This window comes from Flavobacterium sp. N1994 (genome assembly GCF_025947145.1).
Classification (GTDB): domain Bacteria; phylum Bacteroidota; class Bacteroidia; order Flavobacteriales; family Flavobacteriaceae; genus Flavobacterium.
In genome coordinates, this window is record NZ_CP109999.1 from 338763 (window position 1) to 351087 (window position 12325).

A 12325-nucleotide genomic window follows, 5' to 3' on the forward strand; every position below is an offset into this window, starting at 1 on the left:
AAAAAAAGTAATTTTACTATATCTAAAATTTTAGAGTTTTTTTTTATTGATTTTAATAATAATTAAACTAAAAAATGAGTTATACACAATTAATTCTCTTAAATTTCTGTTTTTAATCATCTCAAAAAAAATAACAACAAAAACCAAATAATTATTACTTATATGAAAAATTTTATTTTATTTCTAACCCTTATTATTTATTCATCATCCGGTTATTCTCAAGACAACAAAGTTGTAGTTGTTAATAATAGTGAAGGCATGAAACTTACTGTTAATGGAAAGGATTTTATGGTCAATGGAATGAATTGGGACTACTTTCCAATCGGAACCAATTATTCCTACAGTCTTTGGAATCAATCCGATAAATTTATTCAAGAAGCTTTGGATGAAGAAATGGGATTATTAAAAAATATGGGTGTTAATACTATACGTGTTTACAGCGGAATTCCTAAGAAATGGATAGAATATATTTATACTAATTATGGTATTTACACCATGTTAAACTACACTTTCGGTAGATATGGTTTAACTATAGACGGAGTTTGGAAACCTAATACGGAGTATTCAGATCCTAAAACACGAGAAATTTTACTAAATGAAGCTAAGCAAATGGTGACTGACTATAAAGACACTAAAGGCTTACTACTGTTTTTACTCGGTAACGAAAATAACTATGGTTTATTTTGGGATGGTGCAGAAACTGAAAACATTCCAATTAAAGACAGAAAATCAACTATTCGAGCTCGTTCGTTATATAAAGTATTTAACGAAGCTGTTGTTAGTATGAAGGCTATAGATAGTAATCACCCAATGGCTATTTGTAATGGTGATTTATTATTCTTAGATATAATTGTTGAAGAATGTAAAGATGTTGATATACTTGGAACTAATGTTTATAGAGGTGTTTCTTTCGGGGACCTTTTTGAAAGAGTAAAAAAGGAATATGGGAAACCTGTCTTATTATCAGAATTTGGAGCAGATGCCTTTAACGTTCTTACCAATCAAGAAGATCAAAAATCACAGTCTTTTTATTTAAAAGGAAATTGGAAAGAAATTTATGAAAATGCTGCTGGTCTTGGTAAAGCTGGAAATGCTTTGGGAGGATTTACTTTTCAGTTTAGTGATGGATGGTGGAAATACGGACAAACTAAAAACTTAGATGAACATGATAACAATGCTTCATGGTCAAACGGGGGTTACCAAAAAGATTATACTGAAGGTGAAAACAATATGAATGAAGAATGGTTTGGTATTTGTGCAAAAGGCGCAACTAACGAAAAAGGTTCTTACCAATTATATCCTCGTGCTGCTTATTATGTTTTGAAAAATCTACATCAAATAAATCCATATGCAGCTGGAACTACTATAGCAAGTATTGAGAGCAATTTTGATAATGCTCAAATAATGGATGCTGCATTAAGAGCTAGAGGAGATAAAGCGGCCCTAGATGCTAACAAAGGTGGGAAAATTAGATTTAGCAGATTGAGCGCTGAGTTTACAACCTTTAATACAGGAGGTTCTTTAATTACAACGCCAAATGATGCTGTGGCAAATTCAACACAATATCCTAATAAGCTAGGATTTGACCACATGGAATCCTATTATATTGGAGTTGAAGCTAATCCATCGGCTAATACAAGTCTAAATGTTGAATTTAATATTTTAGGTAATGTAGCTCTAAATCCAATTGATGAAATTTTTTATGAAAATCGTGGAAGACCTATTACTGTCAATAGTAATAATGGTGATTTGACTCTACAATCTAATGAAAGAGTTCAGGTTTACAGAGCTAGTTATAAATGGAATCATAAGTTATTCAACTTAGACGGGTTTTATAGAACGGGTCATTACCACTGGGGTTATGAAGGAGACTTTTTTGGCTTATATCCTGAAGCAAATTATGGTCCGCAAATAGATACATATAATGGTGGCGCTCCTTTTGGTTTTGAAATGGAAGGTAAAAAAATGTTTAGCGGATTAAAATTAGCTTTTGGACCACAACTTTGGTGGGGAGCTAATCCTGCAGTATTATTAAAATACTCTAAAAGAGTAAGCAAGTTTGATATTACTGGTATTTATCATGAAGATATTGCTAAGCAAGGTGCTACTCAAAGTTCATTTGCCATTCCACAACCAAAAACAAGACGTTTTACATTACAAGTAAATAGAAAATTTGGAAAATTAGGAATTGATTTAGGGGGAATATGGGCAGGACAACCATTGAATGGTAGAGATTACCAAGTTGAAAGAGGTGATGCTGGTAACGAACAAGTATACCAACTTCAAATTAAAGCCAAAGATAATTTTGGTGGGAAAGTCAAATTCACTTATGTAGGTGGTAAATTTAACTGGTATGGTCAAGCTGCTGCCATGGGATTAGTTGCTAATGGTGGTGCGGATTTAACAAAAACATTTACAGGATGGCGTTTGAAAGATAGTGGAAGTGGAAATCAATATAATTTCTTAACTGGACTTACTTATAACATTGGAAAATTCCAAATTGCTCCAAACTTTTTATGGCAAAAACCACTTGAAGGTCCAATTGATACTTCAGTTCCAGCACCAGGAAGACCAAGAAACATTCTAGACGATCCATTTGTAGTTAGAGCAAATAGAGAGCAAGTGGCAGGAGAGATATTATTTACTTACGATCAAACACCAGGAACTTGGATGTATGATTGGGATAATGACAGAACTGAGGATTCTAAATTTGCTATTAGTGCTGGTTTTGTTTTCCGTCACTTACCAACTACACAGGATGCAGCAATTGGTATTTTAGCAAACGGCAGAACAACTTTTGCATTCCCAGGCGCTGCACCAGCTAAAGATTTATGGGAAATGAATACAAGATTAGTCTCAAAATTAAGTAAAGACTTTGGTTTCATTGCCAATATGTATGCAGGAACCGCTCAAGCCAATGGTAGTGATGCAAGAACTATTGATAGATATGGAATGGATTTAAGAATGATATATAACAAAGTTAAATTCATGTCATCTGTAAAAATTAACGATTGGGGACCTTATGATTATCACCGTGATTTTAATTTGACCTTCCCACTTCAATTAATGGCTGATATTTCAACCGAGATTGGGAAACCTGATTGGTTTGTATTACCTGGAACTAAAATTGGTTTACGATATACTTGGCGTTCTCTTGATCAATATTCACCAAGATACAACCCAACTCAAATTCTAGATCCAGCAGGAAATATTGTTCCAGATCCTACTGCTATAGGTTTTCCAAATGGAAATGAATGGGAAATCAGAACTTATGTAATAATTAATATAGGAAACTAAAAAAAATACTATGAAATCAAATTTTAAAACAAACTTTAAAATACTATCCTTCTGGATGATTTTAATCGCGGTCTCAGGTTGTACAAACGACCCTAATGACTTTCAAACTGCCGCTTATTCTAAAAACGGAGAAGTTTTTATAGATGGATTTAGTGCGGGTCTTAACTATGCAGCTTTTAGTAATACAGTTACTTCTGCATTTCAAGTAGATAATGATGTCACTTACAATAATTCAAGTGCATCTATGCGTATTGATGTTCCAAATGTAAATGATCCGCTTGGGTCATATGCTGGCGGTGCTTTTTTTACAACTGTTGGAAGAGATTTATCAGATTATGATGCATTAACCTTTTGGGCAAAAAGTTCGGTTGCAGCAACTTTAGATGTTGTTGGGTTTGGACTTGATTTAGGTGCCAATAAATACCCTGCATCTATCAATGGTGTGAGTTTAAGTACTGTTTGGAAAAAATATATAATTCCAATACCAGATGCCTCAAAACTAAAAATAGAAAAAGGAATGTTCTATTATTCTGAAGGACCAGAAAATGGAAATGGATATTCTTTTTGGATAGATGAAGTTAAGTTCGAAAAATTAGGAACTATAGCACATGGACAGAGCTCAATTTTAAATGGTGTTAATAAAGTGGAAACCTCTTTTAATGGAGTTAGTAGAACTATCGATGGACTTATTGCAACTTTCAATTTACCAAATGCTATTAATCAAAATGTAACTGCAAGTCCTGCTTATTTTGATTTCACTTCATCCAATCCAGCTGTAGCAACAGTTGATCAATCAGGTGTTGTAACCACAGTAGGTGCTGGAACTGCAGTAATTACAGCAAAACTTGGTGGGCAACCAGCTACTGGTTCTTTAACAATAAATTCTCCAGGAACTTTTAACGCAGCACCAGCACCAACAGAAAATGCATCTGATGTAATCTCTGTTTTTAGTAATGCCTACAACAATGTACCTGTTGATTACTATAATGGTTACTATGCGCCTTATCAAACCACACAATCTGCGGATTTTACCGTTGGAACAGATAATGTATTGAATTATACTAATTTTAATTTTGTTGGAATTCAATTTAGTACTCCTACGATAAATGCTTCTTTAATGTCACATTTACATGTTGATTTATATATGCCAAATGCGATTGCTTCAGGATCTAATTTTAAAATTAATGTTATTGATTGGGGAGCTAATGGGGTTTATGCAGGTGGTGATGATACTAATTATGTTACTACAATTACAGCTCCAACATTAACATCGCAAAACTGGATTAGTTTAGATATTCCTTTTTCAAGTATGCCTGGTTTAACCAGTAGAACTCATTTAGGACAAATTATTTTTGAAGGGACTAACATCACAAACTTCTATGCAGACAATATTTATTTCTACAATGATGGAAGTGTAATCCCTCAAGTACCAACTGTTGCTGCACCAACTCCAACAACTCCTGCTGCTGATGTAATTTCAATTTTTAGTAATGCCTATACAAATGTTGCCGGTTCAGATCTTAATCCAAATTGGGGCCAAACTACTGTAACGACACAAGTTTCAATTGCAGGTAACAATACCCTTAAATATGCGGGACTAAATTACCAAGGTTTACAGTTTGGAACGCCTCAAAATGTAGCTTCGAAAACCTTTTTGCATTTGGATTATTATACTGCAAATTCAACTAGTCTGAAAGTATATCTTATTAGCCCTGGGCCAGTTGAAAAATCGGTATCCCTTACTGTGCCATCTCCAGGAGGATGGAAAAGTATGGATATACCGCTTTCCTCATTCTCACCAGTAAATTTAAGTAATGTTATCCAAATGAAGTTTGATGGCAATGGAGAAATCTATTTAGACAATATCTATTTCCGTAATTAAATCAATTTTTAAAAAACATAAAAAATGAAAATAGCATTAATAAAAAAAATAACTTTTTTATCAATAATAACAGTGTCCTTTTGTGCTTGTAACTCCGATACGAAACAAAGTGTAGATGCTCGAAATTGGCAATTAACTTGGAGTGATGAGTTTAATGGTGCTGCAGGAGATTTACCAGATGCTTCTAAATGGGGCTATGATATTGGTAATAGTGGATGGGGAAATCAAGAACTAGAAAACTATACCAATCGTCCTGAAAACGTATCGATGGATGGAAATGGAAATTTGGTAATTACTGCCAAAAAAGAAAATTTAGGAGGTTCACAATATACTTCAGCCAGAATTAAAACTAAAGGTTTGTTTTCTCAAACATACGGACGCTTTGAGGCTCGTTTGATTACTCCTTATGGTCAAGGTTTATGGCCTGCATTTTGGCTTTTAGGTGCTAATGGAGACCAACCTGGTTTTACTTGGCCTAAATGTGGTGAAATTGATATTATGGAATTAAGAGGACAGTCGCCGAGTATTATTAATGGTACTATTCATGGTCCAGGATATTCTGGAGCAAACGCCATTTCATCTAATTATTTTTTGCAAAATAGCCGATTTGATGTTGACTATCACATCTTTGCTGTTGAATGGGATGCAACTAAAATTGATTTTTTTGTTGATGGATTTTTATACAATCGCATCAATAAAAGTGATGTTCCAGGCGAATGGGTTTATGACCATGCTTTTTACATGATTTTAAATGTGGCTGTTGGCGGAAATTATCTTGGTAATCCAAATGCTGGAACCCCTTTCCCTCAAAAAATGATTATAGATTATGTAAGGGTTTATAGCGAACCAACCAACTAATTATTTTAAACATATTGATTATTCTATTTAAGAATTGTGATGAATAAAAATCAAAATCTATCCATTGAAAATGAAATTGAAGACCAAAAAAAGATGGTTTCAATGGAAATGGTCGTTTTAGAGGGTGAACATTATTATAAAATTAATAATAATGATTGCATTCGCCCTTTTTTCATGAGTATTGTAAGCGATTCAAATCATTGGTTGTTTATTTCAAGTAATGGTGGATTAACCGCAGGAAGAAAGAATGCAGAGTTTGCTCTTTTTCCCTATTATACTGATGATAAAATTACTGAGTTCGCTGACATAACAGGAAGTAAATCTATTTTTCAAATTCATTCGGATAATCAAACTCATATTTGGGAACCCTTCTCAGAACGATTTAATGAAAACTATAATTTAAGTCGAAATCTATATAAAAATCTATACGGCAATAAAATCATTTTTGAAGAAATTCATCACGATTTTCAATTAACATTTAGATATCAATGGAGTACAAGTAATATATATGGCTTCATTAAGACCTCTGAAATTATAAATGATTCTGATCATGATTACTCCATTTCATTTCTTGATGGAATTCAGAATATTATGCCTCATGGCGTAAGTAGTGATTTGCAGGCAACCACAAGCAATTTAGTTGATGCTTATAAAAGAAACGAACTCCACACAGAAAGCGGTTTAGGCATTTTTGCTCTTAGTGCTATAATCGTAGATAAAGCAGAACCTAGCGAAGCTTTAAAAGCTAATATTGTTTGGTCATTAGGTTTAGACAATCCTAATTATTTACTGTCAGCATTGCAAATACCTGCTTTCCGAAAGGAGCAAAAACTCTATACGGAAACGGATATTAAAGGTGAAAAGGGGGCATACTTTGTTTCAACAGATTTGTTTTTGGTCAATAAATCATCAAAGACTTGGAAAATAATAGCCAATGTAAATCAAAATCAATCACAAGTCATTCAATTAGCAGATGCCATCTGTAATGATAAAGGATTAGAAGATAAAGTAATTGAGGATATAGAATTAGGAAAAGAAAATCTTATTGCACTCAATGCGACTGCAGATGGTTTACAATTCACTGCTGATAAACGCAAAGACACTCGCCATTTTGCCAACGTTTTATTCAACATTATGCGTGGTGGAATTTTTGATAATAATTATCAAATTGAGAAAAATGATTTTGTAAACTATATTTCAAAAGCAAATAAAACGGTTTTTGAAAATCAAACCTCTTTTTTTAAAAATTTACCGGAAGCTTTTGAATATTCTCATTTAGAAAAGTTAGTGTCCGAAAATAACGATGCTGATTTAATTCGCCTTTGCACGGAATATTTGCCTCTAAAATTTAGCAGAAGACACGGTGATCCAAGTCGTCCATGGAATAAATTCTCCATTAATACTAGAAGCGAAATTGATGGTTCAAAAATATTAGATTATCAAGGAAATTGGAGAGACATATTTCAGAACTGGGAAGCATTAGCGTATGCCTATCCTGAATTTATTGATGGAATGATTCACAAATTCTTGAATGCCTCAACTTTTGATGGTTATAATCCATATCGAGTAACTAAAGAAGGTTTTGATTGGGAAACTATAGAGCCTGATAATCCATGGTCTTATATTGGGTATTGGGGAGATCATCAAATCATCTATTTATTGAAGTTTTTAGAGTTTATAGAAAAATACCAACCTGGTAAATTGAATTCTTATTTTGATAAAGAATGTTTTGTTTATGCAGCAGTTCCCTACACTATAAAACCGTATCAAGATATTTTACAAAATCCAAAGGATACCATTTTGTTTAACCATGAATGGGATGCTAAAATCAATAAACGAAGAGATAATATTGGTGCCGATGGCGCTTTGTTACGAGACAATAACGATGAAATTTACCATGTAAATTTTATTGAAAAAATTCTGGCTACAGTATTAGCAAAAATGTCAAACTTCATACCAGAAGCTGGTATTTGGATGAATACGCAACGTCCAGAATGGAACGATGCTAATAATGCTTTAGTGGGTAACGGAGTATCCATGGTTACGCTATATTACTTGAGAAGATTCTTGAAGTTCTTCCAACAATTATTGGAGAATTCAAATCAAGAAACGATAAAAATATCTAATGAGATGGTTGAGTTTTATCATGTCATTAGAGAAAGTCTTCTTGCTTTTCAACCATTACTTTCGGGACCAATAAACAATCAAGATAGAAAGAAAATACTCGATGCATTAGGTCATGCTGCTTCAGAATATCGTTATCAAGTTTATAACAGCGGATTTTGGGGTAAGAAAAGAACCCATTCTATGGATGGTTTAAAGAAATTTGTAGCGGTTAGTATCGATTTCATCGAACATGCTATAAAAGCCAATCAAAGAGAAGATAAATTATATCACGCTTATAATTTAATGTCGATAGAAAATGATGGCGTATCAATATCCTATTTGCCTGAAATGTTAGAAGGTCAGGTAGCTGTTTTAAGTTCTGGATTTTTAGATGGTAAAGAATCACTTCAAGTTTTAGATGCCCTAAGAAATAGTGCTTTGTACAGAGCTGATCAAAACAGTTATATCTTATATCCAAATAAAAAACTGCCAAAGTTTTTAGAAAAAAATACCATTCCAAAGAACAAGGTTGAAAAATCATTTTTATTGAAAAAACTCCTTGAAAATGGGAATCTTCATTTGATCAATCAAGATATTAAAGGCGGTTATCATTTCAATGGTAATTTTCATAATGCCAACGATTTAAAAGAAGCTTTGGCTCAACTGGCAAATCACCAAGAATATAAAGAATTGGTTGCAACTGAGACAACAACTGTTTTGCAAATTTTTGAAGAGGTATTCAATCATAAGGCATTCACTGGACGTTCAGGAACATTCTATGGTTATGAAGGTTTAGGATCTATTTATTGGCACATGGTTTCTAAATTGCATCTAGCCGTTATAGAAGTCATTAAAGAAACAATAAATAATAACGAAAGTCAAAGTGTTGTTAATTCACTAATTGCTCATTTTGAGGAAATTGGCAACGGAATAGGAGTCCATAAATCTCCAGATGTTTATGGTGCTTTTCCAACGGATCCCTATTCGCATACACCTTTCAATAAAGGAGCACAGCAACCAGGTATGACAGGTCAAGTGAAGGAAGATATTCTTACTCGTATAGGTGAATTAGGAGTGATAATGAATGATGGGAAATTACAATTCCAACCTAATTTACTTCACAAAAAAGAGTTTTTGTCGCAAAATACTGAAGCTGTATTTATTCAAATTGATGGAACAAAAAAGAGAATGACTTTAGAAAAAGATAGTTTGGCATTTACCGTTTGTCAAGTCCCGGTTATATATAAAAAAGCTTCTACAAACAGTATGGAATTGTATTTTAAAAATGGAACTAAAGAAACATATAATACTCTAGAATTAGATGATAACCAAAGCAGTAAAATTTTCAATCGAACTGGAGAAATTTCTACTGTAATGGTTTTTTTAAATGATGATTACTTGAGATAATGAATAAACTGATTTGCATCATACTACTCTTGTTTATATCATGTAATCAAATAAATACTAGAAATATAGTTTCAAAGGAAATGACCGCAGAAAAATTATTAGGAAACACAAAATATCAAGCCATTTGTTATGGTGGTTATCGAACACAAACAAGGGACAATGAACCTACAATTACTGAGCTAAAGGAAGACTTAAAAATTCTTTCTGCGATGAATATTAAAGTGATAAGAACCTATAATGTTCATCATAAAGAAGCATCCAATTTATTAAATGCAATAAGTGAACTAAAAAAGGAGAATCCCAATTTTGAAATGTATGTAATGTTGGGGGCTTGGATTGATTGTAAAAATGCTTGGACTGATCTGCCTCCAGTTCATAATGAAGAGAGTAATCGGAATGCTGTAGAAATGGATGAAGCTGTTAGATTAACTAATGAATATCCGGATATCGTTAAAATTATTGCCGTTGGAAATGAAGCCATGGTAAAATGGGCCACTAGTTATTATGTTACACCCAATATCATTTTAAAATGGGTTAATCATTTACAAAGCCTAAAAAGAGAAGATAAATTACCAAAAAATGTTTGGATAACAAGCTCAGATAATTTTGCTTCTTGGGGCGGTGGTGATGCAGAATATCATGTTGAAGACTTAAATCAATTGATTAAAGCGGTTGATTATATTTCTTTACATACCTATCCAATGCACGATACTCATTATCATCCTGTATTTTGGGGGACAATGGAAAATGAAGAGCATTTGTCAGATAAAGAAAAGGTTGATGCCGCTATGATGAGAGCCAGAGACTACGCTATTTCACAATATGAAAGTGTAGTTAGTTATATGAAATCCATCGGTGTCAACAAACCAGTTCATATAGGTGAAACAGGTTGGGCTAGCTTGGATAACGTACTTTATGGCGACAAAGGTTCTAAAGCAACAGATGAATACAAGTCAGCTCAATTCTATAAACTGATGCGAGATTGGACCAATAGTAAGGGTATTACTTGTTTTTACTTTGAAGCTTTTGATGAAAATTGGAAAGACAGTACAAATCCTGTTGGATCCGAAAATCATTTTGGATTAATTAATTTACAATCAGAAGCCAAATATGCACTTTGGGGTGCTGTTGATAAAGGAATATTTGATGGGTTAACAAGAAATGGGAAGCCCATCACAAAAACCTATAAAGGAAATGAAAAGGCATTGTGGTCGGATGTAAAATTGCCAAATAAATTAGTAAAATAGTAGTAATAGTGAAGTTTAAATATAGTATATATCACATTAAATTTTTGATAATCTCATTTATCATCACTGTTACTTTGAATAGTTGTAAATCAGCAAAAAGTATGGAAATGGAAGTGTATGAGACTTCAGCTAATGGGAATTCCTTAAAAAAAATGGATTCGTTTTCTTTAAATGAAAATCCATTGATAATTACTTTGAATCCCAATGAAAAATTTCAGACCATTACTGGTTTCGGGGGCTCATTTACCGAATCTTCGGCTTCTTTACTCAATCGATTGAGTAAAGCAAATCGCAAGAAAATATTGGAGGCTTATTTTAGTGAAGAAGGTGCCAATTATTCGCTTACTAGAACACATATTGCTTCTTGTGATTTTTCATTAAGCAATTACACTTATGCAAAAGTTGAAAATGATTTGCAACTAGAACACTTTACGATTGAAGATGATAAAGAAGATATCATTCCGATGATATTAGATGCCAAGGCTATTTCAAAACAAGGTTTTAATATAATCGCTTCACCATGGACATGTCCACCATGGATGAAAGACAATAAAAAATATATAGGTGGAAAATTACTACCACAATTCAATGACACTTTCGCTTTATATTTTTCTAAATATTTAGAAGCATATAAAAAGGAAGGAATTAATATTTGGGGAGTAACCGTTATAAATGAACCTCATGGAAACGGAAACAATTGGGAAAGCACTCTTTTTTCTCCAGCTGAAATGACCCAATTTGTTGAAAATCATTTAGGGCCTAAATTAGAAAATGACGGTTGGGGTGATCTAAAGATATTGGGTTACGATCAAAATAGAGCTGGTATACAAGAATGGGTTGACGTAATGTACAAAGATGAAAAATCATCCAAATATTATGATGGATTAGCCATTCATTGGTATGAGAGTACTTATGAAGTCTTTCCAGAGGCTTTACAATATGCTCATCAAAAAGCACCTAATAAATATTTGATACAAACAGAAGCTTGTGTAGATTCTGAAATCCCTCATTGGAAAGATGATGAATGGTATTGGAAAAAGGAAGCTACAGATTGGGGTTGGGATTGGGCCAGTGAAAAAGATAAATACTTGCATCCAAAGTATGCTCCAGTAAATCGATATGCTGTTGACATCATAGGATGTTTAAACAATTGGGTTGACGGATGGGTTGATTGGAATATGGTTTTGGATACTCATGGTGGCCCTAACTGGTTCAAAAATTGGTGTGTAGCACCCGTTATAGTTGACCCTGAAAAGGATGAAGTTTATTTTACTCCATTGTATTATGTCATGTCGCATTTCAGTAAGTTTATTAGACCTGGAGCGGTAAAAATAGGTTGTTCAATTAACGACAAAGACATAATAGCAACAGCTGTAAAAAACCCTGACGGAACGATAGCAGTAGTTATATTCAATCCAACAGATAAAAATCAAACACTTGAAATAAGTATCAATAACAGTAAAAAAAATATTTCCATTAGTGCTAAAGCTATTCAAACAGTAGTAATAAAGTCCTGATGATTCTATAA

6 protein-coding genes are annotated in these 12325 nt (G+C 33.2%); all 6 read left to right on the forward strand.

Annotated features, from left to right (window positions below; all coding sequences use genetic code 11):
* Positions 1-162: 162 nt before the first annotated feature.
* The 6 genes from OLM53_RS01635 to OLM53_RS01660 all read left to right on the forward strand — a co-directional run bounded on the left by OLM53_RS01635 (position 163) and on the right by OLM53_RS01660 (position 12314).
* Positions 163-3297, forward strand: coding sequence for a glycosidase (locus OLM53_RS01635; protein ID WP_264521318.1), 3135 nt, complete (start codon positions 163-165; stop codon positions 3295-3297).
* Between the two features lie 10 nt (positions 3298-3307).
* The gene (locus OLM53_RS01640) at positions 3308-5179 is read left to right on the forward strand and encodes an Ig-like domain-containing protein (RefSeq protein ID WP_264521319.1); all 1872 of its coding nucleotides are present in this window, start codon (positions 3308-3310) and stop codon (positions 5177-5179) included.
* Positions 5180-5203: 24 nt separating this feature from the next.
* A complete protein-coding gene (locus OLM53_RS01645) occupies positions 5204-6037 on the forward strand; it encodes a glycoside hydrolase family 16 protein (protein ID WP_264521320.1) in 834 nt (277 codons plus the stop codon).
* 39 nt (positions 6038-6076) lie between these two features.
* A complete protein-coding gene (locus OLM53_RS01650) occupies positions 6077-9550 on the forward strand; it encodes a hypothetical protein (RefSeq protein ID WP_264521321.1) in 3474 nt (1157 codons plus the stop codon).
* Positions 9550-10797 carry a glycosyl hydrolase family 17 gene (locus tag OLM53_RS01655; protein ID WP_413614252.1) on the forward strand — a complete coding sequence of 416 codons (1248 nt, stop codon included), beginning with the start codon at positions 9550-9552 and terminating at the stop codon, positions 10795-10797. Before OLM53_RS01650 ends, OLM53_RS01655 begins: the two co-directional genes overlap by 1 nt.
* Positions 10798-10898: 101 nt before the next feature.
* Complete coding sequence (locus OLM53_RS01660) at positions 10899-12314, forward strand: glycoside hydrolase family 30 protein (RefSeq protein ID WP_264522406.1); 1416 nt, start codon at positions 10899-10901, stop codon at positions 12312-12314.
* Positions 12315-12325 lie beyond the last annotated feature (11 nt).

Excerpts from the sequence above, each read along its gene's own strand:
- OLM53_RS01635 (WP_264521318.1), top strand. The coding sequence starts at position 163 with ATGAAAAATTTTATTTTATTTCTAACCCTTATTATTTATTCATCATCC.
- OLM53_RS01640 (WP_264521319.1), top strand. The coding sequence starts at position 3,308 with ATGAAATCAAATTTTAAAACAAACTTTAAAATACTATCCTTCTGGATG.
- OLM53_RS01645 (WP_264521320.1), top strand. The coding sequence starts at position 5,204 with ATGAAAATAGCATTAATAAAAAAAATAACTTTTTTATCAATAATAACA.
- OLM53_RS01650 (WP_264521321.1), top strand. The coding sequence starts at position 6,077 with ATGAATAAAAATCAAAATCTATCCATTGAAAATGAAATTGAAGACCAA.
- OLM53_RS01655 (WP_413614252.1), top strand. The coding sequence starts at position 9,550 with ATGAATAAACTGATTTGCATCATACTACTCTTGTTTATATCATGTAAT.
- OLM53_RS01660 (WP_264522406.1), top strand. The coding sequence starts at position 10,899 with ATGGAAATGGAAGTGTATGAGACTTCAGCTAATGGGAATTCCTTAAAA.